Below are 23004 nucleotides of genomic sequence, written 5' to 3'. Positions count from 1 at the left end.
TTCACCGGTGGCTCTCCGCCGATACCGGAGTGAAACTCAACTGCTGGATGACCCCGTCGCCATTAGAGGGCAAGTTGTGAGAAAACAGCAGGAAATGAAGCAGTGCCACCGTCAAAGAGTGACGGCAAACCGCCGGAAGCCACCATGCAGGAAAGTGCTGCAGCCGCAACAGCTTTCCTGAAAACTCTCGCGCATGAAGGCAGGCTTATGATCCTTTGCCATCTGAGCGCCGGGGAGAAATCAGTCAGCGAACTGGAAAAGCTTTTGGAGTTGCGCCAAGCAGCGGTGAGCCAAATGCTGGCCCGGCTGCGGGAGGATGGGTTCGTGGAAGCCCGGCGCGATGGCAAAGCCGTGTTCTATTCTCTGAACAACGGCAACACGGAAGAGATAATTGCCCTATTGTACAAACAGTTCTGCGATGGCGGGTGAGAGCCACCAGCCCCTGTCTCACTGACGCCCTGCAGGACAGCGGATTGAAGAACAGTTTTCATCATGAGGGCTTGGTTTGCACCACACTGTTACCACCGGCTGAGACTGTCCGCCTTCGACACTTCAACTGCAAGGAAGCGGACGGGAATAGCCGCTCAATTGACTATACGTCTTCTACACTTTCTGCCCTGACATTCTGAGTCTGCACACCAAGTCCTTCGATCTCCAGGCGCATCACATCGCCGGTTTTTAGATAAACCGGTTCAGGCTTGGCCCCCATTCCGACTCCCGGCGGGGTTCCAGTTGCAATCACGTCACCAGGGTGCAGCGTCATCAGTTCGCTTAGATGCGATATGATCTGCGCTACGGTAAATACCATTCTAGCGGTATTGCCCGTCTGCCGCCGAGTGCCATTCACATCACAGGTCAGCCAAAGGTTTTGCGGATCTGGCACTTCGTCCCTAGTCACAAGCCAAGGCCCGGCCGGCCCGAAAGTGTCGCAGCTTTTACCCTTGGTCCATTGCCCTGTCAGTTTGGTCTGAAAGTCTCTTTCCGACACGTCGTTGATCACGCAATAGCCTGCGACATAGTCGAGCGCTTCAGCCTCGGTCACGTACTTCGCCTTGGTGCCGACTACCACGCCCAGCTCGACCTCCCAGTCAGAGGCGACTGAGCCGCGGGGAAGGATAACGTCGTCATCTGGCCCGCAAATCGACGATGTCGCTTTGAGGAACAGTATCGGGTGTTCTGGAAGTGCCATCCCCATTTCTTCGGCATGATCAGTGTAGTTCAAGCCGATGCCGAGAAACTTTCCAGGCTGTCCAACACAAGGGGCGAGGCCTGGATTCCCCTCCACTAGTGGCAGTGTAACGGGATCTAGCGCGGCTAACCGGGCCAGCGCGCTATCGCTTAGAGCCTCTCCTGCAATATCTGGCACATGAGCGGACAAGTCCCGGATCGCACCTGAACTGTCCAACAGTCCCGGGAGCACCTCTGAGCCCAAGCGATATCTAAGCAGTTTCATTTCACTTTCTCCCGTGCGGTCACCGGATCAGTTGGATACATAACCAGCCACCACTTGCAGAAGCTTGAAGGCCGTCGAAGCGTCGTTTTCGACAACTGCTAAGAATTCCTCTTCACCGATCCGCAAGCACCGCAAATCGCTGGCAGCAACCATACTAAGTGCACGCGATTCCTGGCGGATCAGTCCCAGTTCTCCAACCAGCCGGCCTGGTCCAACTTGCGCAATCAGCCGATCCTCGCGCCCCTCTTGCGGCAGCAGAAGGTCCGCCTCACCCGACAGGATCATGTAAGCACCGTCTGAAGCCTCATCATCCTTGAGGAAAACCACCTCGCCCGCCTTGGCATCATACCAGCGTGCTCCAAAAGCCAAGAGGCGCAGCTGCCGCCGGTTCAGGCCAGAGAAAAGTTCTGTCTGTTCCAATGCACGAAGCTTGCGCGCTAGGTCCTGGCTAGCCGCGCCGTCTTCAGCAGCCTCGGCCTGAGCCTCATCACTAACCAGCCTGCCTTGGCGCAACTCAAAATAGACATCAAAGACGTCCGGGCTCTGAAACGCAGGCGCCAGATAGATCAGCGTCGTGCCCGGCAAAAGCTTGCGCAGGTTCTTGTGCACTGCAACGCGGGTTTCCAGATCATAGCTCGCCATCGCAGAGTCGAGGATCAGGATATCCGGGCGCTTGATTGTAGCCCGGCAGAAGGCAAGCGGCTCCGCAAAACTGGCTGCCAACCCCTGCCCGCCGACGGCAATAGGCATGTCGAAGATCAACTCCACAACCTGATCACGCAATCCGTCGCGAACCATCAGATCTGAAACCAGTTTGCGCACTTCGTCGCCCTTAGCGCCCGCTGCATCGGAGATTTTACCGAATAAGGCATTCTCCAGAACTGTTAGACTGGGAGTAATTGCGTCTTGCTGAAAAGGCACAAAACCTGCGCCTAAGGACTTCAGCAAGCCATCACCGTGACTGCGGCGAAAACCGAGGATACGATCTTTCATATCATCTTCAAAGGCAGGCCCGATCTGCTCAGCTGAGATGGTGAAAGGCACAATCAGCAGCTGCGCCAATTCTTCCCGGCTGAGCGACGATGCTTCAGCACTTCCAGACCGGTCGACCAGCGCCAGCGCGGTTTCATATGCAGTAACATCCAGGCCGAGCTTACGGAAAAGCGGATGGCCAGTTCCATCCACGCCGAAGATCTGCCGCAGCATTTCTACTACATCGCGGGTCAGTGCGACCAGGCTTTCATCAAGACCCAGCTGCTTTAGCTGATCCAGAAAGTCTCTTTGCTGGTGCAGCATTTCACCGGTCAGTGGCTCGTGAGAGGCCGCAAACAGCAGGTTTTCAGCAACAGGCAAGGCCGGATTGTAGCTCTCTGGGTCCAGGAAATGCACATGCACATCCAGACCGGCGTTTTCGATCGCCTCACGAACCGATGGGCGCAACCTGACCAGCTGCTGTGCCAGTTCCATGTGTGCAGCTTCTTCAAACCGTTGCTCAATGCCGCGCCGGAACAGGGCTGTATCCGAGCCGATGCCCTCCACTACTTTCAGCCACCAGCCTCTCAGCTCCGCCTCGCTGGAAAAACCGGCCAGTTTGGGATCCAGCCATGGCGCGTCGAATGGATCCGGACTGTTCCCCGCCTGAATGGCAATCTCCAGTTCTTGCTGATTTCGCGGCTCGCCCTGAGGGCGCATCCGCATCGGCATCATCACGTTGTCGCCAAAGGACCCCTGAAACAGAACCGGCCGCGATGTGGCATAGCCGATGCGAGCCGCCACCACAGCCTGATGCAGCCCGCTCAAATCCTGCTCTGCCACGGTCACAGTTCCCGAGGTCGGCAGAATTTCCCGCGTCAGAAGTTCTGCCAGCGCTCTGCGGTCTTCTTCGGAAGGCGCCGCGATCCCAACAACCTGACCGACCGGGAAAGTTGCACTCAATTCCTCGAGCACCAGGTTGCCATCGGTGTCGCGCACGGTGACAGAATCAAGCACCACATCTCCGGAAAGGTGCTGCAGCTCGTCTGGCTCTCCGGTGAGCAGCTCTTCGTTCACCATGCCCTGCGGGGCAAAACGTTCCAGGATCACTTCCCAGCGCAAGCTCATGTCCTGGGTCTGGTTGTAATAGGCCAGAAGCTCCTTCCACGGGGAAGCAAGATCTTTGTACGCTGCCAGCGCAGCAACCAGCGCCCCGAGCGAAACCTTGCCCTGCAGAACCAGGTAACCGCCAACCGCGTAGAAGAAGAACGGGGTCAGCTGGGTAATGAAGTTGTTGAGAAACTTCATAAAGAACTTTTTCTGGTAGATCTGGAAGCGGATATCGTAAAGCCGCCCGAGCCGGGCCGTGATGATCGCCATCCGGTATCGCCAGCCGCCATTTATCCTGAGCGTAGAAGCACCGGCCGCGCTTTCACCGATTTCGGTAGCCAGCGACCGCACCTGCTTGATGCGTTTCTTGTTCAGGAGATTGATCTGCCTCTGCAGCATCGGAATCAGCCAGCCCTGCAGCGGAATCAAGGCAATCGCCGCCATTCCAAACCAGAAGTTCTGCAAGAACAGGAAGAACAGGATGGTCAGCATCTGCCCGGCTTGCAACACCGGCTGACTGACGGCGTCCCCCATCAGGCCGCCCATCGGCTCAGACTCTGATGTGACCATCGACACCAGTTCACCCTGGCTTACCCGTTCAAAATAAGGCTGCGGGAAGCGCAAGACACGAGCGATCAGCTGATACCTGAAGCGGCGCAGCATCCGTTCCGCCAGCACCCCCTTCATGGTATTGATCCGCATCTTTAGCAGACCGTGGCACAGCACCGATACCAGAAAGGCACCGCAGAGAACCCAGAGGAACGTCAGCTGATCAAAACTCTGGCCCAGCACAGTAATGGTCGAGCTTTCGGCACCAATCGCGTCGTTGATGATCCGTTTCGGCAGCTCAAGCGTCAGGTAGAGCAGCGGAAACAGGCAAGCGGTCACGACAAGCAGCACCAGCTGGTCGCGTTTCGAGTATTTCCAGATGAAGCGGAACAGAGAGCGCTCGATGGGAAAGCTCCGTAATTAGCGGCATCAGGCAAGGCTGCTCTATGGGTAGCGCGGTTTTACTGGCGCAGGCAATGGGCAGAAAGCGGCCTAATCCCGTTGCGGCACCCTGCAGTTGCAACATTTGCCAGACGGCAAAAAATCCGTAAGGTGCCAGCCAAGTGTACTTTCAGGAGACTTATTGGTTTGCCGGAATATGTCGGATCCGTGCTGCTGCTTCTCTGCGCCTTGCAGGTCAAACACCTGTTTGCCGACTTTTTCCTGCAGACGCCGAAGATGCTGTCTGGCCGCTGCGCTTATATGCACATGGGGCGTGCGCAGCATGCAGGTGTCCATATCGCCGGTTCAGCAGTAACTTTTCAGCTGTTTGGTGCTCCGCTGAGCTTTATCTTCGTGCTCGCGGTTTTGGAGTGGGTGGTGCATTTCCATATCGATTTCGGCAAAGCCCGCTTTTCCGAACGCAACAAACTTAATCCTCAGCAGCCAATGTTCTGGCAGGCAATGGGATCGGATCAGGCACTGCACCAGCTGACCTATATCGCCATGGCTTGGGCCTGGGTGAAGTACGCAGCAACTTGAGCTGCGAGTCCTAAAACAGAAGCCGCCCTCCCCCGGAACGCTGCCGGGAAAGAAATCCCTAAGGAACCACAGGTAAGTACATTGGCTCTGTAGCAAGAAGGGCCGTGTTAAAGACGACCCGGTCAGGGCAACACAGGCATATCCCGTTTGATTGTGCGCAGAACTACGTTGGTTTGCGCACTGGCGACCGCAGGCAGCCGGAACAGGAAAGTTTCAAGAAAGCGGTTGTAGACATCCAAGTCCGGAGCCAGCACCCGCAAATGGTAATCCGCCTGACCTGTTGTGGCATAGCACTCCTGCACCAATGGGTTTGTTTCAACAGCGCGGATGAACTCCACCAGTTTGTCCGGATCATGGCGGGTCAGATGGACATGCACGATTGCCTGAAAGCCGAGGCCCATTGCTGGTGCATTAACCACTGCACCATAGCGTTCAATAACGCCCGCATCCTCTAGAGCCTTGACCCGGCGCCAAAGGGCAGACGGCGACATCCCTACGGCCTCTGCTAGATCAGCATTGGACAGGCGGGAATCCTCCTGAAGCAGCGTCAAAATACGGCGGTCGCGATCGCTGAGATCCATTTTCTGGTCACTTCCCCCGCTTCAGAGCTGATTAATGGATCACTTAACCACATTTCGCCAAAAAACCAGCAAATCGGGCAAATCTTTTCAGTCTTTGTGGATTACTTTTCCGCAAACCATTTTTCCGCGCAAGGATTCCGCCGCGATGACCAAGCTGAGCCACGACTTTCGCAGCTATAAACTGGACGACCGATACGACATGACCATGGGCCGGGTCTTCCTGACCGGGACACAGGCTCTGGCCCGGGTGATGTTGGACCAGGCCCGCCGAGACCAAGCAGCAGGCCTCAATACCGCTGGCTTTGTCTCCGGCTACCGTGGCTCGCCGCTGGGCGGGGTCGATTTAGAATTTTGGCGCGCCAAGGAGCGGATGCAAGAAAACCGCATCAAGTTCATGTCCGCCGTGAATGAAGACTTGGGTGCAACCGCTGTTCTGGGCGCACAGCAGGCCATTCTGGACCCGCACTGTGAGGTCGAGGGCGTGTTCTCCATGTGGTACGGCAAGGGGCCCGGGGTTGATCGCTCTGGTGATGCGCTGAAGCATGGTAACGCCTACGGATCGTCGGCAAAGGGCGGTGTGCTGGTCGTCGCCGGTGATGACCACGGCTGTGTCAGCTCGTCGATGCCGCACCAATCGGATGTGGCCTTCATGTCCTGGTTCATGCCGGTTCTGAACCCGGCGGATGTGTCCGAATACCTGACCTTCGGCGAATACGGCTTTGCCCTGTCGCGCTACTCGGGCACCTGGGTCGGTTTCAAGGCGGTGTCGGAAACCGTGGAGAGCGCGCGTTCGGTCGAGCTGCAGCCGGATCGCCAGTTCACTTACCCTGAGCTGCCGGACTATCCTGGCGGGCTGCATATCCGCCGCGCCGACCTGCCCTCACCCGAGATCGAAACCCGCATCCACGCCAAGCTGGACGCGGTGCGCGCCTTTGCCGAGGCAAACCCGATCGACAAGCGAATCTATGACATCAAAGACGCCCGCTTCGGCTTCGTCTCCACCGGCAAGGGGCATCTGGACCTGATGGAGGCCCTGCGGCTGCTAGGACTCGACGAGGCCGCCTGCCGCCGCCTGGGCATCGACATCTACAAGGTCGGCATGGTCTGGCCGCTGGACCGCACCGATGCGCTGAAGTTCGTGAAGGGCAAGCAGGAAGTTCTGGTTGTCGAAGAAAAGCGCGGCATCATCGAAAGCCAGTTCAAAGAAAACTTCTATGACTGGCCCGGCAGCAAGCCGGAGAAGATGGTCGGCAAATACGACAGCCAGGGCGAGCCGCTGATCCCATGGACCGGTGAGCTGAGCCCGCTGCTGCTGGCGCCCATCGTGGCGGCGCGGCTGGACAAGTTTTTCCCGGAAGAAAACCTTCCGGCCAAGGCCGCTGCGCTGACGGCTGAGCCGCCGAAAGTGCTGAACGTGCCCGGCGCCACCCGCACGCCCTTTTTCTGCTCCGGCTGCCCGCACAACACGTCTACCAAGCTGCCGGAAGGCTCCAAGGCGTTTTCCGGCATCGGCTGCCATGTGATGGCCAGCTGGATGGACCGCGAAACCGCAGGCTATGCCCAGATGGGCGGTGAAGGCGTGCCGTGGACCGTTGCCTCGCAGTTCAATGGAAACAAGCATGTGTTTCAGAACCTCGGCGAAGGCACCTGGTATCACTCCGGTTCGCTGGCGATCCGGCAGGCTGTCGCGGCAGGCACCAATATCACCTACAAGATCCTGTATAACGACGCGGTGGCGATGACCGGCGGCCAGCCGGTGGACGGGCCGGTCTCAGTCCATGGCATCGCCCAGACTTGCCGTGCCGAAGGTGTGCAGCGGATTGCACTGATCTCAGATGACATCGGCAAGTTCAGCCATGGGGATTTCCCAAGCGGCACCACCTTCCACGACCGCGCGGAACTGGACACTGTCCAGCGTGAATTGCGCGAGATCCCCGGCGTCACCGTGCTGATCTACGAACAGACCTGCGCCACCGAAAAGCGCCGCCGCCGCAAGCGCGGCAAGATGGAGGACCCCAAGCGGTTTGCCTTCATCAACGATCTGGTCTGCGAGGGCTGCGGCGATTGCTCGGTTGAATCCAACTGCCTGAGCGTGGAGCCGAAGGAAACGCCGTTCGGTCGCAAACGCAAGATCAACCTCTCCACCTGCAACAAGGACTTCTCCTGCCTTAACGGCTTCTGCCCCAGCTTCGTCACCGTCGAGGGCGCAACCCGGCGCAAGAAGAAGCCCGCCGGGCTGGACGCCGCCAAACTGGCAGCCCAGCTGCCCGCCCCGGACCTTCCCTCCCTGGCAGAGCCGTTTGACCTCCTCGTCACCGGGGTGGGCGGCACCGGCGTTGTCACCGTTGGGGCACTGATCACCATGGCCGCGCATCTGGAGGGCAAGGGATCGAGCGTGCTGGATTTCACCGGCTTTGCCCAGAAGTTCGGCACAGTGCTGAGCTACATCAGGCTGTCTAAGTCTCCGGAGACACTGAACCAGGTGCGGATCGACCAGGGCGGCGCTGATGCGGTCATCGGCTGCGATGTCGTCGTAAGCTCAGCGCCCAAGGCCTCGATTCATTACCGTGCGGGCACACGGGTAGTACTGAACCGTGCCGAGATGCCCACCGGCGATCTGGTTCTGCGGCGCGATGCCGACCTGATGGCAGGGGTGCGAGAACGGACCATCGCCGACGCTGTAGGTCCGGGCAACCTTTCCGGCTTCGATGCCAACGAGGCCGCGGAAACGATGCTGGGCGACGCGGTCCTTGCCAATGTCATGATGCTGGGCTTTGCCTGGCAAAAGGGACTGGTGCCGGTCAGCGCCGGCGCATTGGATCAAGCGATCGAGCTCAACGGCGTTGCGATTGAAAAGAACCGGCTCGCCTTTGCCATCGGCCGCGCCATGGCAGCAGACCGGAAGCTGGTCGAGGACATCTACAAGGAAACTCCCGACGAGGGCGAAACGCTGCAAGAGCTGGTTCAGCGGCGAGCAACCTTCCTGACCGGATACCAGGATACCGAATATGCATCGCGGTATCAGGAAACGCTAGCACGGTTCCGCGACGCCTTGCCTGCTGAGGCACAGGTGCAGCTGACCGCTGCGGCGGCCCGGTCGCTGTTCAAGCTGATGGCCTACAAGGACGAATTCGAGGTTGCCCGGCTGCTGACCAGTGAAAAATTCCGCCATCAGATCGAGGACGAATTCGAGGGTGATTTCACGGTCAAATACCACCTCGCTCCGCCGCTGCTGAGCCGCAAAAAGGATAGCCGCGGTCGGCCGCTGAAACGCTCATTTGGCCCTTGGCTGCGCCCGGCTCTGAACCTGCTGGTCAAGGCACGCCGCCTGCGCGGCACCGCCTTCAACATTTTTGGCTACCACGAGGAAGCCCGCCTGCACCGCGATCTGCTGACGTGGTACGAGGCCGCGCTCAGCAAGATTGCCCGGCGCTACACGCCTGGCACCCATGACGCCTGCATGGAAATCCTGCAAGCGCCGATGGAAATCCGCGGTTACGGCCCGGTGCGCCTGGAAGCCGCCGGGAAGGTCCGAAATGCAGCGGATGAGGCGCTGCTCGGCATGTAAAACCAGCCATCACAAGCCAGCACTGGGGTATCAGATGTCCCAGTGCTGGCGCGTAAACTCGGTGAAGGCCTCGATCTCCTCAGCCAGCGGCTCGCATCCGGTGAACACCTTGAGGTACTCGGGCGTCACTTCCAGGCGGTGGGCGTGGCTTTCGTTCGGGTCCGCCATGTCATAGCCCAGCTGCATATAGTAGAGTACCTTGGCACGGGTCATTGCCTCCCGTTCCGGATAGCCATAGCGGGCAAACATTGCCGTCAAAGCTTCCACCCGGCGCCGGTCGGAGCGGTCCAGCAGGCTGCGCACCTTGCCAGAGCGGCGCGACCAGTCCCGCACCGCAAAATCCAGGGCGGTATTGAACAGGTTGGGGTTGGTGATGCAGTGAAAGACGTTCAGAACCGCCCCGGTAATGGTTTCGGCCGGCGCCTCGGCCTGACGCACCATGCCCGTGGTGTTGGTCTGCTCCCAGGTTTTCAGAAGCGCGTCCAAAAGGTCCTGGCGCGACTTGAAGTACCAGTAGAACGAGGATCTCGAAACCTGCATCCGCTCTGCCAACGCCAGCACCTTGACCTGTTCCACCCCGTCAGAGATCAGCACGTCCATCGCCACGTTCAGCCAGTCGTTGCGGGTGACTTTGATATTACCGACTAGCGGCTCTGCCTCTGGATCATCCCGGTGCAGAACAGGTTTTTGCGCCATTTGCGGCCTTTCGGAGCGGTCTCGTTCCGGGCCATCCTATTCCGCTACCACCGCGCGCGCCAACCTGTCAGTCATGTCCGCCATGATTTGCGGTTGAAACTGAGTGGCAACAGCGACACACCGCAAATGCGGCTCCGAAGATCCATCTCCTCAGGCGGCAAGAGCCCTCCCTGACGTCATTGTGATCTCTTGTTTCCGATTGCTAGCGCACCCGGCTGGACGTCCTCGCCAATCTTATGAAGGCTGGCTGCAATGCATTTCCCACCCCAGACCGCATTCAGCAGCCTGGGCGATTACCCCTTGCAAAGCCGGCATCTAGCCAAATGGGGTTTGACTAAACGGCCTTCGGCGCGCGAAGGTGTTGAAAAAAACAGGGGAAAACACAATCTCATGAGCGCCTTGAACCAGCTGGGCGGGCAATTTTGAATGCGTCCGCTGCTGTCCGTCGAAAACCTCAGCATCGGGTTTGGCAAGGGAGACTCCGTTGTCAAGGACGTCAGCTTTGCCGTCCAGCCCGGCGAAACACTTGCCTTGGTTGGGGAAAGCGGCTCAGGCAAGACGATTTCCTGCCGAGCGGTTCTGCGCATTCTGCCAAAGGTGGCGCAGCTTCGTTCTGGACGGATAATTCTGGAGACCCGGGGCAAAAAGCTGGACCTTGCCACGCTTGACGAACGTTTGATGCGTGACGTACGCGGCAATACGGTCTCTATGATATTTCAGGAGCCGATGCGGTCCCTGTCACCGCTGCACCGGATCGGAAATCAAGTATCCGAAGTCCTGTGGCTGCACGGGCGCAAATCTGAACGTGAAGCACGCAATGTGGTCTTGGAGTGTTTTGAACGGGTCGGGTTTCCTGAACCAGAACGCACCTACCGCTCCTACCCGTTCGAGCTGTCTGGGGGAATGCGCCAGCGGGCGATGATTGCCATGGCAATGGTTGCGAAGCCTGACCTGCTGATTGCTGACGAGCCGACCACGGCACTGGATGTCACCACGCAGGCGCAGGTGCTGGGGCTGATGAAGGACCTGCAGCGCGAAACCGGCATGGCGATGATCCTGGTCACCCATGATCTTGGTGTGGTTGCCAATATGGCCGAGCAAGTGGTGGTGATGCACAAAGGCAGGGTCATGGAAGCAGGGCCTGCCGAACCGATGCTGCGATCGCCGGCGCACCCATACACCAAGGCATTGTTCGACGCCGCACCGGAGATTCCGGATGCGGAAGTTGTCGCGATCCCACCTTCGCGCGATGATTTGATCCTGGAGATAAAAAATGTCTCCAAAACTTACACCCTGCGGGCAGGCAAAGGCTGGAAGGCCCCGACACTGATCCATGCCTGCCGGGAAATCGACTTGCGGGTGACCCGCGGCGAGACGCTGGCAATTGTGGGAGAGAGCGGCTCAGGCAAGACAACAGCCGCCCGGATTGCCCTAGGGGCAGAGCCTCCCGATCCCGGTGGCGAGGTTCTGTTCCGGCCAGACCCCAGCCGCCGCCCCGTCGCAGTGCATAACATGGACCGGGAAACCCGAACAGCTTTTCAGAAACAAGCTCAGATGGTGTTTCAGGATCCGTACTCGTCACTGTCGCCAAGGATGCGCATTCAAGACACGCTGATGGAGCCGCTGGACATCCATCGCATAGGCACCCGTTCCGAGCGGCGCGACAAGGCTGCGGAAATGCTGCGCCTGGTAGGTCTGTCGCCTGATATGCTGAAACGCTATCCCCACGCCTTTTCCGGCGGCCAGCGCCAGCGCCTGTCAATTGCGCGCGCGCTGATGCTCGACCCTGCTCTGATAGTATGCGATGAACCGACTTCAGCACTGGACGTATCAGTTCAGGAACAAATCCTGCGGCTGCTGGAGGAAATCCGCGACCAGCACAATTTGTCCTATCTTTTCATCAGCCATGACCTGGCCGTGGTGGCACGGATTGCAGATGAAGTTGCCGTTATGCGGCGTGGGCTGATCGTCGAGCAGGCACCGCCGGAAACACTGTTCTACAATCCGCAACATCCCTATACCAAGGCTCTGATCGCTGCCCAGCCGGAGCCTGACATAGACCGGCCAATCGACCTGAAATTGGTGGCGCAGGGTGCAGGTGCCCCTGAGGACTGGCCAGAGGAGTTCAGATTTAACGGTGCTGAAGCTCCACCTCTGGTAGGAAAGAAACACCTGGAACCTGGCCACAAGGTGCGCTGCCATGCTTGATGCCCTGAAACCTTTGCTGGCCGCCGCCTTTTGCTTTGCGCCTTTTAGTACTCTTGCAGACATCACAGTGCAAGAAAGCAGCTTCTGGAAGTCGGAGGTTCAGGCGGGATACCTCCCCCCTGCGGCAAAGCGCTTGCCCGAGGTGCCGCTGGTGGTCGATCTGGCTGCCAAAGGCCGGGATTTTGGCCTTCAGGGAGGCACCCTCAATACGATGGTCACCCGTTCCAAGGACATCCGGCAGATGGTTGTTTACGGATACGCACGGCTGGCAGGCTATGATGAGAAGTACCAGTTAAAGCCGGATATCCTTCTGGGATATGAAAACGAGGGGAATCGCCGCTACACGCTGAAACTGCGGCCCGGGCACCGCTGGTCCAACGGCGACGCCTTCACATCGGACGATTTCCGCTACTGGTGGGACGACGTTGCCAACAACGAACTCCTGAGTCCCGCCGGCCCGCCGGATTTCCTGCGGGTGATGGGTAAGCTCCCGCGGGTCAGCTTCCCTGACGAAACCACAGTAATTTATGAATGGGACGATCCCAACCCAAGCTTCTTGCACATGCTGGCCCAGGCGCGCCCACCCTTTATCTACCGCCCGGCCAAGTACCTGAAACAGTTTCATGCGGACTACGCCGACCCTGAAATTCTGGAGGAAGAAGTCGACTATGCTCGCGTGAAAAGCTGGGCTGCGCTGCACAACAAGTACGACAATATGTACAAGTTCGACAATCACGAGCTTCCGACGCTGCAGCCGTGGATCAACGCCTCGCCTGGCAAGAAGATCCGCCACCAATTTGTGCGCAACCCTTACTATCACCGGATCGACAGCCGGGGTGTCCAGCTGCCTTATATTGATACCGTCGAGATGGAGATCGTGACTGCAGGTCTGGTGGCCGCCAAATCAAATGCCGGGGAAGCCGATTTGCAGGCCCGCGGGCTGGACTTCCGCGACATTCCTATCCTACGCAAGGGGGAAAAGGACAACTCCGGCTACAAAACCTATCTTTGGGGCAACGGTGCGGCCTCGCAAATCGCCATCTACCCGAACTTGAACACTCAGGACCCGGTGTGGCGGAACATTCTGCGCGATGCGCGGGTGCGGCGTGCTCTATCGCTTGCAATCAACCGGCGCGCAATCAACAGGGCGCTTTACTTCAATCTTGCCAAACCCGGCGCGATGACCGTTTTGGAGCAAAGCGAGCTCTTTGATCCCGCCTTTAGGGATGCATGGGCACAGTTTGACCCAGAGCACGCCAACCAATTGCTGGACGAAGCCGGGCTAACGGACAAGGACGGCTATGGCATCCGCTATTTACCTGATGGCCGCCTGATGGAACTGATCGTGGAAACCGCCGGTGAACGGCAGGAAGTGGAAAACGCCCTGCAGATCATCGCCGATGACTGGCGCGATGTCGGCGTTAAGTTGATTATGCGGCCTCTGGACCGCGATATTCTCAGGAACCGCGTGTTCTCAGGAAGTTCTATGGCTTCTGCCTGGTTTGGCTGGGACAACGGCCTGCCACAGTCCTATACATCCCCCGTTTACTTGGCGCCGACTGATCAGGTCTTTCTGTCCTGGCCGAAATGGGGTCAGTTCTATCAGACCGGTGGCAATTCAGGCGAACCACCAGACATGGCGCCGGCCCAGCAGCTGCTCTCCTTTTTGCAGGACTGGGACATGGCCACGACCAAGGCCGAACGCATGGCTGCATGGCACGCCATGCTGAAAATCCACGCCGAACAGGTCTACGCCATCGGTGTGATAGCAGCTGCACCGCAACCCGTGGTCGTCAGCAACCGACTGCGCAATGTGCCGGAGAAAGCAATCTGGGCCTGGGATCCGGGCGCGCATTTCGGCGTCTACCGGCCGGATGAATTCTTTTTCGAGGATGGCCTGGACTGATGGAGATACTGCGATACGCCATCTACCGTTTTGGCACCATGCTGATGACACTTTTGGTGGTTTCGGTTCTGATCTTTGTGATTATTAACCTCCCGCCCGGAGATTACCTGTCGAACCAAATTGCCGAACTGCAGGCAACCGGACAGTCCGCGGGGGTGGCCAAGGCTGAATTCCTGCGAAAAGAATATGCTCTCGATAAGCCACTGTGGCAGCAGTACATGATCTGGATGGGATTCATGCCAGGGCCGCATGGGTTTTCCGGTATGGTCCAGGGCAACTTTGGCTGGTCTTTCGAATTTGACAGCCCTGTGGCCGATATCGTCGGTGACAGTCTTTGGCTGACGGTGCTGGTGAACCTGGCTGCAGTGATCTTTGTCTATGCTGTTGCCCTGCCCCTTGGGGTGCTGGCGGCTGCCCGCGCCCGTTCCTGGGTCGACTACACGACGGCTTTTGTGGGCTACCTCGGCCTTGCCACCCCGAACTTTCTGCTGGCTCTGATCCTGTTCTATTACGGACACCGGTGGTTTGACCTGCCGATTGGCGGGCTTATGGCCCCTGAATTCGAGGGGATGCCAATGAACTGGGACAAGGTGAAATCTATTCTGGTTCACCTTATTGTTCCAACCTTTGTGATCGGCACAGCTGGCGCCTCGGCTATGATGCAGCGCCTGCGCGCCAACATGCTGGACGAACTGGGCAAACCCTATGTGGAGACCGCCATTGCTAAGGGTATGGCCCCCTCCCGCATGTTGGCAAAATATCCGTTGCGGGTGGCCTTCAACCCTTTTGTTGCAGATATCGGAAACCTGCTGCCCTCGATGATCTCAGGCTCGGTGCTGGTGTCGGTGGTGCTAGGTCTGCAAACAATAGGCCCGACCCTGCTGACAGCGCTCAAGACTCAGGACATGTTCCTATCGGGGTTCGTGCTGATGTTCGTAGCCCTGCTCACCCTGATCGGCACCATGATCTCAGATGTGCTGCTGGTGCTTCTTGACCCCAGAATCCGCTATGAGGGGCGCGACGCATGACTCATCTGCCCGACGGACGTTTTGTCGATGACGAACCCTTCGACCCACAGGCCTCTCTGCTGGAGCTTGAGCGCAAGGACCTCGACGCCCCGAATTGGCTGCTGGTATGGCGCAAGTTCAAGACCCATAAGCTGGGATTGATTTCCGGCATTTTCCTTTTCATTGCCTACTTTCTGATCCCGTTCGCCGGCTTCATCGCCCCTTACGGTCCCAACCAGCGGTTTTCGGAACATCTCTACTCACCACCGCAATCCATCAAACTGTTCCACGAGGGTGAGTTTGTCGGCCCCTTCGTCTATCCGATGACGTCAGAGGCCAACCTGGAAACCTTTCAGTGGGAGTTCAAACCGGATACCTCGCGGCCGCTCAAGCTCAAGTTTTTCTGCGAAGGCAGCACCTACAACCTGGCTGGCTTCATCGAAAGCAACCGACACCTATTCTGCGCCAGCGAGGAAGCGACGATCTTCATCATGGGGTCCGACCGCCTGGGCCGGGACATCTTCAGCCGCGTGTCCTACGGCGCGCAGCTGTCGCTGACAGTTGGCCTGATCGGGATCACGGTCTCTTTTGTGCTTGGTATCTTTTTCGGCAGCGTCGCTGGCTATTTCGGCGGCCGCGTCGATTGGACGGTAAACCGGGTGATTGAGATCTTGCGTTCACTGCCGGAGCTGCCCTTGTGGCTCGCCCTGTCTGCTGCGGTGCCGTCAAACTGGTCGCCTGTTGCGGTGTTCTTCATCATCTCAATCATTCTTGGAATTCTCGACTGGCCAGGCCTTGCCCGCTCAGTCCGCGCCAAATTTCTGTCCTTGCGGGAAGAAGAATATGTCCGTGCCGCGGAAATGATGGGGGCCTCCTCCGGGCGGGTGATCCGCAAGCATCTGCTGCCGAACTTCATGTCGCACCTGATCGCATCAGCCACCCTTTCGATCCCGGCAATGATCCTTGGTGAAACTGCGTTGTCATTTCTCGGCCTTGGCCTGCGTGCACCGGCTGTCAGCTGGGGGGTGATGCTGAACGACGCGCAAAACCTCACCTCTGTGGAAATTTACCCGTGGCTGGCCATACCGATGTTGCCAATTGTCATCGTTGTGCTTGCCTTCAATTTCCTTGGAGACGGGCTGCGCGACAGTCTCGACCCCTACCAGCAATGACCCTTCTCACCGCCCTGCCGGATACTGATCGATACCATTTGACCAGCAACGGCCATTTACACAGCGCCTTCGCTGTCACAGATCTGGCCAATGCTTCGATTGGCGCCGTGGGTCAGGAATTGGCAAGTCTGATCGAAGCGATGAACCTGGCTAATTCTGCGCCAGAAATTACTGTGGATCAGCGGCTTGCCTCACTCTGGTTCGGTTATAGCTTCCGGCCCGAGGGCTGGGAGCTCCCGCACCTGTGGGATGACATAGCAGGTGTCTACAAAGCCCAGGACGGCTGGATCCGCCTGCACACCAACCTTCCGCATCACCGTAAGGCTGCGCTGCGTGTTATCGGTTGTCCTGGAACTAGGGAAGCGGTAGCTGATGCGGTAAAACACTGGCAGGCGGACGGGCTCGAAAGCGAAATTGTGGCGGCTGGCGGAGTAGCTGCCGCCATGCGTAGCCGTGTTGACTGGAAGATGCACCCACAGGGCCGTTCAGTGGCAACAGAACCCTTGATCCACTGGACAGGCCCCGCTCCGGTCAAGCTGCGGGACAGGCCGGAAGCAACGGCAGCACGGCCTCTGGCGGGATTGCGCGTGCTGGATCTGACCCGTGTTCTTGCAGGGCCAGTCTCGACCCGAACGCTTGCTGGTTTCGGAGCTGATGTACTGCGCATCGACCCGCCTGGCTGGGATGAACCCGGTGTGATTACTGACATCTCTCTGGGAAAGAGCATGGCCGCACTCAATCTGACCAAGGGTAGCGACAGGCAGGTATTTGAAGCCTTGCTCAACCAGGCCGATGTACTGGTGCACGGCTATCGGCCCGGAGCCTTGGATGGGCTGGGGTACGGCGCTGAGACCCGCAGGCAACTTGCGCCAAACACCGTCGAGGTGCAGTTGAACGCCTATGGCTGGACAGGCCCCTGGGCCACACGGCGCGGATTCGACAGCTTGGTGCAAATGAGCGCGGGAGTTGCCGATGCGGGCCGGAACTGGGCTGGAACGGAAAAGCCGCACCCATTGCCAGTGCAAGCGCTCGATCATGCAACGGGATACCTAATGGCCGCCGCAGTCCTTTCGGCACTGACCGCAGCAGCACAAGGTGAGGCAGTTCCACAGGCCCGCCTATCGCTAGCGCGCACGGCGGAACTGCTGGCCGGGATGGAAAAATCTGCCGAAGGTCCGGAAATCACCGGACCCGTTGACAGCGACTACGCACCGGAAATCGAAGCAAGCAGCTGGGGGCCTGGCCGCCGGCTTGCAGCACCGCTCCGCATGAGCGGTATTGCTATGCGCTGGGAGACGGCTGCAACCAGCTGCGGCAGTGCTCCACCTGCCTGGGCTTAAGAAATCACGCCAAAGAAGCTGAACTTAGCTATGAGTCGCGCGCTGCAGAGGGATTCTCCAAAAAGGGAGCGCAATCAGGCTTCACAAGCCCGTCCACCCAATCCTTTTCCACGGCATCACACACGCCAGCGCAACGCTGCACCTGCTCTCAAGCTGAACGTGCCATCTGTCCAGCAGGCGAGCATGCAGCCGCCAGCTGGAGGAGAGTATCAACGGTCATCGCCGCCGGGGCCGCCCATGTCCTCAAGCAAGTCTTCGTCAATAGCGGCCTGAACGGCCCCCAGAGCAGCCTCTTTTTGTTTCGGTGTCACCTCATCCGCCTGATCCGGCGCGAGGCGTACCGTCACTTCACGATGCGCAAACTTGACGCCTTCAATTGCAAACAATTCACGGATCTCCTGGTATACCCGCTTGCGTACAATCCACTGGTCCCCCGGCTTGGTCATGAACTTCACCCGGATGATCATTGCCGAGTCCTGCATCTCGATCACCCCCTGCGACTTCAGAGGCTGAATGAAGGTATGACCAACAACCGGGTCGTCCATCAGTTTTTGCCCAAGTTTCTTGATCAGTTTCCTAACCTTTTCCACATCGGTGTCGTAGGTCACTCGCAGGGGCAGCTTCATCATCACCCAATCCCGGGAGTAATTGGTCAGAACCTTGATCTCCCCAAACGGAATGGTGTGAAGCGCGCCCAAATGATGGCGCAGCTGAAAGGAGCGGACAGATATCTTTTCGACTGTGCCCTTCACGTCCCCGATGTCGATATACTCACCCTTTCGGAAAGCGTCGTCGATCAAGAAGAATGCGCCGGAAAAGATATCCCGTACAAGTGTCTGAGAGCCAAAGCCCACAGCCAGGCCTACTACACCTGCGCCAGCGAACAGCGGGCTGACATTGATCCCCAGCTCCAGGAGCAAGATCAGAACAATCGACACCAGAACCACTGCCAGTATTGCGCCGCGGAACAGAGGCAGCAGGGTCGCCAGCCGGCTGGCGCCGCCAGCTCCGCCTTCATCGCCCAGCTCAGCCTCCGGAACATCACCCACTTCCTCGTCGATCTTGCTGTCGATCCAGATCCGGAAAAGATGATAGACGATGTAACCGATAAACAGGATGACAGTCACATCCACCACCCGCTCTGCAGCAGTGGTCGTGAGCCAGCTGGCGTCCGGGTTCCAGACAATTACCAGCGAATAAGCCCCAACGACAAAGGCGAGAATGCCTGCAACTCTGCGAGCGAGATCTTCGTAAGTGGCGATTGGATGCCTTGGCTTCAGGGGGGCTTCCGCTTCGTCTTCCAACTCCACAGCCACATCGCTCGCCTGTGCGTTTCCGTTCTTGGACGAATCTCCGCCTGCGTCCGGCGCGACACTTTCCTCGGCTGATGGCGCTACTGCGGATTGAAAGGCAACGTTGCGGCGGAAGTACCTTTCGATGACATAGTTGATCGCCCCATAAACCACTAGGATCGTAGTCAGAACAAAATAGCTGCCAGCCATCAGTGGTATAGAGACTTCATGCTCAAGAACGAGGTCAAACGCCAGCTTTAGCCAGCCAAAGACCATGTAGGTCATCAGTACAGGAGCCCAGGCCAATGCCAGAATTCGCACCAGCCATGAGCACTCCTCCGGCAAGCGGCCAGCGCGGATGGCATTAGAAATGGCACTGCCATTGACCAGCACCATCAGCAAATTACCCAGCATCGCCACCAATGCCAGAACGCCGTAAACCAGTGCGTAAACGTTGTAATTGAGACCGAAATCACCAACCCAGGTTGCAAACAGTGTTGACGAAATGTCGTAAGTCGCCAGCAAAGAGGCCCAAATGTAAAGCCGCTTGGCATCCCGGTCGGAAAACACCGGGATACGGTACTGCGCCAAAAATGGCGACAAAACCATTCGCCACAAGTCCGACACCGTGCGTGCGAGGAAATAGGCTGTGAAAATCGCCGTGACAGTAAACTCGATGGACGGATCACCTGAAGCGCCGAAAATCAGATACGAGGTCAGCGCTGCAAAGATCATTGCAAATACCGTGGCCCCAAATCCCATGAGGAAACGGAACACCAGAAACGGCATTTTTTCCTGATACCCTTCCGGTGTTTCACGGATCCGTGAGACCACGAACTTCTTGGCAAACCGCTTGCCGTATATCTCCACTGACAGCCAACGTCCGATCAGAAGGAACAGCACACTCCAGCCCAGCACTTCCACATAAGTCATAATGCGCCCGTCAGGGCTGGTCTGGCGCAGGATATATTGCATTTCGAAGACTGAATAAGGCAGTGCTTCCAGCCGGCTGTTCAATTCTGCCCGGAACGCCGCAACTTTGGACTGCGCCTTCATCAGTGCCGACGGCTGCTCCATCGCTCCCGATGCAGAGTGATCAATCGGCTGCCCGCCTTCAGGCGGCGCATTCAGCAACCTCCCGCTGCTGTCAACAACCAGCACGTTGACACCGCTTTCGGCCGCTTGCTCAATTGCTCGGGACAGTGCCTCTGCACTCCCAGCGTCACTTTCTTGCGCGCTGGTGTGAGCTGTCAGCCCGACCCCCAGCAGCAGACAGAGCAAAAACCGAAAGAAAAAAAGCTGCATGGCCGCCTATCCTTATGGAAACTCGAGTCAAATTAACCATCTGCCGGAGCGTTGCGCAAATGGCGCGCGCGCAAATTACCGTGCGCCTTGCAACAATGCCGCATGATTGCATGCACCCTGGCTCCGGGCTATACAAATTCAGATATCTGCCCATCGGGCTTAGCACCACAATGCCGCGGTCCCGGCTGGCAATCAGCAAGGACCTCAGGCGGCTGAAGCAAATACTGACCGCGCCCTGCCGCAAATGGATATAGGACGCGCAAACTGAGGCGAAAGATGGCCGAGCATGGAAGCACGCGCCCGGAGACGACCGGCAGTAAAAGCTGGCGCGCCTCCTCAGCCGCAGAGGCATACCCATTGATGGAAGCCGCCCAGAACCCCCTTAAGGTAGTCAAATGACAGACGCGGGCTTCACCCAACCCAATTCGGACGCCGGAAAGCGTGGTCCCCGGATTATGTTCTACAGCCACGACACTTTCGGGCTGGGTCATCTGCGGCGTTCACGAGCGCTGGCGGGAGCAATTACAGCGGCAAACCCCGAAGCTTCGGCGCTGATCCTTACCGGGTCGCCGGTAGCAGGCAGGTTCTCATTTCCGACACGCGTCGACCATGTGCGCCTGCCGGGCGTAATCAAGCGCTCGGACGGATCCTACGCCTCGCGCACCATGGGCATGAGCATCGAGGAAACCGCGGAGCTGCGCGCGGCTCTGATCCGCTCTACTGTCGAGCAATACGATCCTGACGTGCTCGTCGCTGACAAGGAACCTACCGGATTTCGCGGCGAACTGATGCCAGCACTGGACCTTCTGAAATCCCGCGGCCGTTGTAAGATGGTGCTAGGCCTGCGGGACGTGCTGGATGAGCCAGAGGTGCTGGCCGCCGAATGGGAACGCAAACACGCAGTCGAAGCGACCCGTGATTTCTACGATGAAATCTGGGTGTATGGTCCCCGGTCTGTGTATGACCCGACCGCCGGGCTGCCCTTCACTGCAGAGATGCAAGACCGAATGCATTGGACCGGCTACCTGCGCCGCGATCTTGGTGAAGTCGGAGAACCGCCCGAGCAGCCATACTTGCTGGTTACGCCCGGCGGTGGTGGCGATGGTGAAATGATGGTGGACCTGGTGCTGTCGGCATATGAAGCCGACCCGAGCCTCTCTCCGCGCGCGGTACTGGTCTATGGCCCCTTTCTGTCCGGCGAAACCCGTCAGGATTTTGAGGAGCGGGTTGCACGGCTGGATGGCCGCGTCACCGCCGTCGGATTCGAATCTCAGATCGAGACTTTGTTTGCCGGCGCTCAGGGCGTGGTCTGTATGGGTGGTTACAACACGTTTTGCGAGGTTCTTTCTTTTGACAAGCCGGCAGTCATCGTGCCTCGCACCACGCCTCGACTGGAGCAATGGATACGCGCCAGCCGGGCTGAAGAGATCGGTCTAACGACCATGCTGGATGAGTTCCGGGACGGCTGGACCGCGCCAGCACTAGCCAGGGCAATCCGTGCACTAGCAACCCAGCCCCCGCCCTCCGCCGCTGGTTCCGAGGGGCTGCTGGACGGTCTCGACTATGTGACCCGGCGCGTCACCGCGCTGCTTCAGGACACACGCAAAGAGGCCGCTGAATGAACACTGCCCGCCCGCCTCTTGCAGTGGTGGTAAAGGGCTGGCCACGCCTGTCCGAAACCTTCATCGCCCAGGAACTGGTTGCACTGGAAGCCGCGGGCCATGCTTTGGAGATTTGGTCGCTGCGCCACCCTACGGACATCAAGCGCCATCCGTTGCACGCACAGCTTAAGGCGCATGTAAATTACCTGCCTGAATACCTGCATGAAGAACCGGTACGGGTCTGGCGCGCGCGCGAAATTGCTCAGCAATTGCCTGGATACCGCGCGGCCTACCGCATTTGGCGGGCCGACTTGCGCCGTGACGCGACGCCTAACCGTATCCGCCGTTTCGGCCAGGCTTGTGTTCTGGCGGCGGAAATGCCCGATGGGGTCCTGGGCATCTACGCGCATTTCCTGCACACTCCCTCCTCTGTTGCTCGCTATGCGGCAATCATGCGGGGACTGCCGTGGAGCTTTTCAGCCCACGCCAAGGATATCTGGACTTCACCAGGATGGGAAATCCAGGAAAAGCTCTCCGCAGCCCATTACGGCGCTGCCTTCGGTGCCACGTGCACCGGCTTTGGTGCTAAGCATCTGCAGGAAGTGGCGGATACACCTGAACGTGTTGATTTGGTCTATCACGGGCTGGACTTGACCCGTTTTCCTGCGCCGCCGGAACGCCGGCCGCGCCAGCATCAAGACCCCATACGCTTCATGTCTGTAGGCCGCTTGGTTGAAAAAAAGGGGTTCGACCGCCTGATTGCCGCACTGGCTTTACTGCCTGCAAGTCTTGACTGGCACTGGACTCATATCGGTGGCGGCGGGCTGGGTGACCTTTTGCAAGATATGGCAGAAGATGCAGGCATTGCCGATCGCATCACTTGGCGCGGTGCCTGCGACCAGCCGGAGGTGATTGAGGCAATGCGCTCATCAGACCTGTTTGTACTGCCCAGCCGAGTGGCAGCCGATGGTGATCGAGACGGACTGCCGAACGTGCTGATGGAGGCGGCCTCGCAGGCTTTGCCGATTCTGTCGACCCCTGTCTCAGCGATCCCGGAGTTCATAGACCACGGGATCCATGGACTTTTGAGCGACGACAGCCCTGAGGCGCTGGCAGAAAGTCTGCTCTATGCTGCCCGGCACCCCCTGAAACTGGCAGAAATGGCGCAGTCCGCTTTGGTCCGTTTGCGCAGCGATTTCGGGATGGATCCTGGAATTGCCCAGCTTTCGAAACGGCTGAATTCCATGCTGAAGAGCGGCTGAA

The 23004-nt window shown here is 58.5% G+C and carries 16 protein-coding genes; 11 read left to right on the top strand and 5 right to left on the bottom strand.

Annotated features, from left to right (window positions below; translation table 11 throughout):
* The first annotated feature begins 144 nt into the window (after window positions 1–144).
* Window positions 145–429 carry an ArsR/SmtB family transcription factor gene (locus RA26_RS06360; protein WP_039181484.1) on the top strand — a complete coding sequence of 95 codons (285 nt, stop codon included), beginning with the start codon at window positions 145–147 and terminating at the stop codon, window positions 427–429.
* Window positions 430–592: 163 nt separating this feature from the next.
* On the opposite strand, the gene RA26_RS06355 is transcribed toward RA26_RS06360, so the two are convergent.
* Both RA26_RS06355 and RA26_RS06350 read right to left on the bottom strand, forming a co-directional pair.
* Window positions 593–1453, bottom strand: a complete 861-nt coding sequence (locus tag RA26_RS06355) for a fumarylacetoacetate hydrolase family protein (RefSeq protein ID WP_039181481.1) — start codon at window positions 1451–1453, stop codon at window positions 593–595.
* Between the two features lie 27 nt (window positions 1454–1480).
* Window positions 1481–4369, bottom strand: coding sequence for an ABC transporter transmembrane domain-containing protein (locus RA26_RS06350; protein WP_241482603.1), 2889 nt, complete (start codon window positions 4367–4369; stop codon window positions 1481–1483).
* Here RA26_RS06350 and RA26_RS23155 point away from each other — a divergent pair.
* Together RA26_RS23155 and RA26_RS06345 are read left to right on the top strand one after the other, a co-directional pair.
* Complete coding sequence (locus RA26_RS23155) at window positions 4250–4504, top strand: hypothetical protein (protein ID WP_241482606.1); 255 nt, start codon at window positions 4250–4252, stop codon at window positions 4502–4504. The genes RA26_RS06350 and RA26_RS23155 overlap by 120 nt on opposite strands.
* Window positions 4505–4672: 168 nt before the next feature.
* Window positions 4673–5065: a DUF3307 domain-containing protein gene (locus RA26_RS06345; protein WP_039181477.1), complete on the top strand. Its 393-nt coding sequence runs from the start codon at window positions 4673–4675 to the stop codon at window positions 5063–5065.
* Between the two features lie 122 nt (window positions 5066–5187).
* On the opposite strand, the gene RA26_RS06340 is transcribed toward RA26_RS06345, so the two are convergent.
* Complete coding sequence (locus tag RA26_RS06340; RefSeq protein WP_039181474.1) at window positions 5188–5646, bottom strand: Lrp/AsnC family transcriptional regulator; 459 nt, start codon at window positions 5644–5646, stop codon at window positions 5188–5190.
* 145 nt (window positions 5647–5791) lie between these two features.
* On the opposite strand from RA26_RS06340, the gene RA26_RS06335 reads away from it, so the two are divergent.
* Complete coding sequence (locus RA26_RS06335; protein ID WP_039182059.1) at window positions 5792–9214, top strand: indolepyruvate ferredoxin oxidoreductase family protein; 3423 nt, start codon at window positions 5792–5794, stop codon at window positions 9212–9214.
* 30 nt (window positions 9215–9244) lie between these two features.
* Here RA26_RS06335 and RA26_RS06330 read toward each other — a convergent pair whose 3' ends face one another.
* Complete coding sequence (locus RA26_RS06330) at window positions 9245–9910, bottom strand: TetR/AcrR family transcriptional regulator (RefSeq protein WP_039181471.1); 666 nt, start codon at window positions 9908–9910, stop codon at window positions 9245–9247.
* 426 nt (window positions 9911–10336) lie between these two features.
* Here RA26_RS06330 and RA26_RS06325 point away from each other — a divergent pair, with 426 nt between their 5' ends.
* The 5 genes from RA26_RS06325 to RA26_RS06305 are packed head-to-tail and all read left to right on the top strand — an operon-like array spanning window position 10337 to window position 17543.
* On the top strand, window positions 10337–12118 hold the full coding sequence (locus RA26_RS06325; RefSeq protein ID WP_039181470.1) for an ABC transporter ATP-binding protein: 1782 nt from the start codon (window positions 10337–10339) through the stop codon (window positions 12116–12118).
* Window positions 12111–14024, top strand: a complete 1914-nt coding sequence (locus RA26_RS06320; RefSeq protein ID WP_039181468.1) for an ABC transporter substrate-binding protein — start codon at window positions 12111–12113, stop codon at window positions 14022–14024. The genes RA26_RS06325 and RA26_RS06320 overlap by 8 nt, the downstream gene beginning before the upstream one ends.
* Entirely contained in the window at window positions 14024–15052 is a 1029-nt protein-coding gene (locus RA26_RS06315) for an ABC transporter permease (RefSeq protein WP_039181466.1), read from the top strand. Before RA26_RS06320 ends, RA26_RS06315 begins: the two co-directional genes overlap by 1 nt.
* Window positions 15049–16203, top strand: a complete 1155-nt coding sequence (locus RA26_RS06310) for an ABC transporter permease (RefSeq protein WP_039181463.1) — start codon at window positions 15049–15051, stop codon at window positions 16201–16203. The genes RA26_RS06315 and RA26_RS06310 overlap by 4 nt, the downstream gene beginning before the upstream one ends.
* On the top strand, window positions 16200–17543 hold the full coding sequence (locus RA26_RS06305) for a CoA transferase (protein WP_039181460.1): 1344 nt from the start codon (window positions 16200–16202) through the stop codon (window positions 17541–17543). Before RA26_RS06310 ends, RA26_RS06305 begins: the two co-directional genes overlap by 4 nt.
* A 209-nt stretch (window positions 17544–17752) precedes the next feature.
* On the opposite strand, the gene RA26_RS06300 is transcribed toward RA26_RS06305, so the two are convergent.
* Window positions 17753–20140 (bottom strand): mechanosensitive ion channel family protein, encoded by a 2388-nt coding sequence (locus tag RA26_RS06300; RefSeq protein WP_039181458.1) that lies wholly within the window; start codon window positions 20138–20140, stop codon window positions 17753–17755.
* A 395-nt stretch (window positions 20141–20535) separates the two neighbouring features.
* On the opposite strand from RA26_RS06300, the gene RA26_RS06295 reads away from it, so the two are divergent.
* Complete coding sequence (locus RA26_RS06295) at window positions 20536–21762, top strand: glycosyltransferase family protein (protein ID WP_241482597.1); 1227 nt, start codon at window positions 20536–20538, stop codon at window positions 21760–21762.
* Window positions 21759–23003 (top strand): glycosyltransferase family 4 protein, encoded by a 1245-nt coding sequence (locus RA26_RS06290; protein WP_039181452.1) that lies wholly within the window; start codon window positions 21759–21761, stop codon window positions 23001–23003. Before RA26_RS06295 ends, RA26_RS06290 begins: the two co-directional genes overlap by 4 nt.
* Window position 23004: the final 1 nt, after the last annotated feature.

Origin of the sequence: Leisingera sp. ANG-M7, assembly GCF_000813965.1 — a bacterium.
In the GTDB taxonomy this organism is placed as follows: Bacteria; Pseudomonadota; Alphaproteobacteria; order Rhodobacterales; family Rhodobacteraceae; genus Leisingera.
The sequence above is the reverse complement of the archived record's forward strand: the minus strand, read 5'-3'. Positions and strand labels throughout refer to the sequence as shown.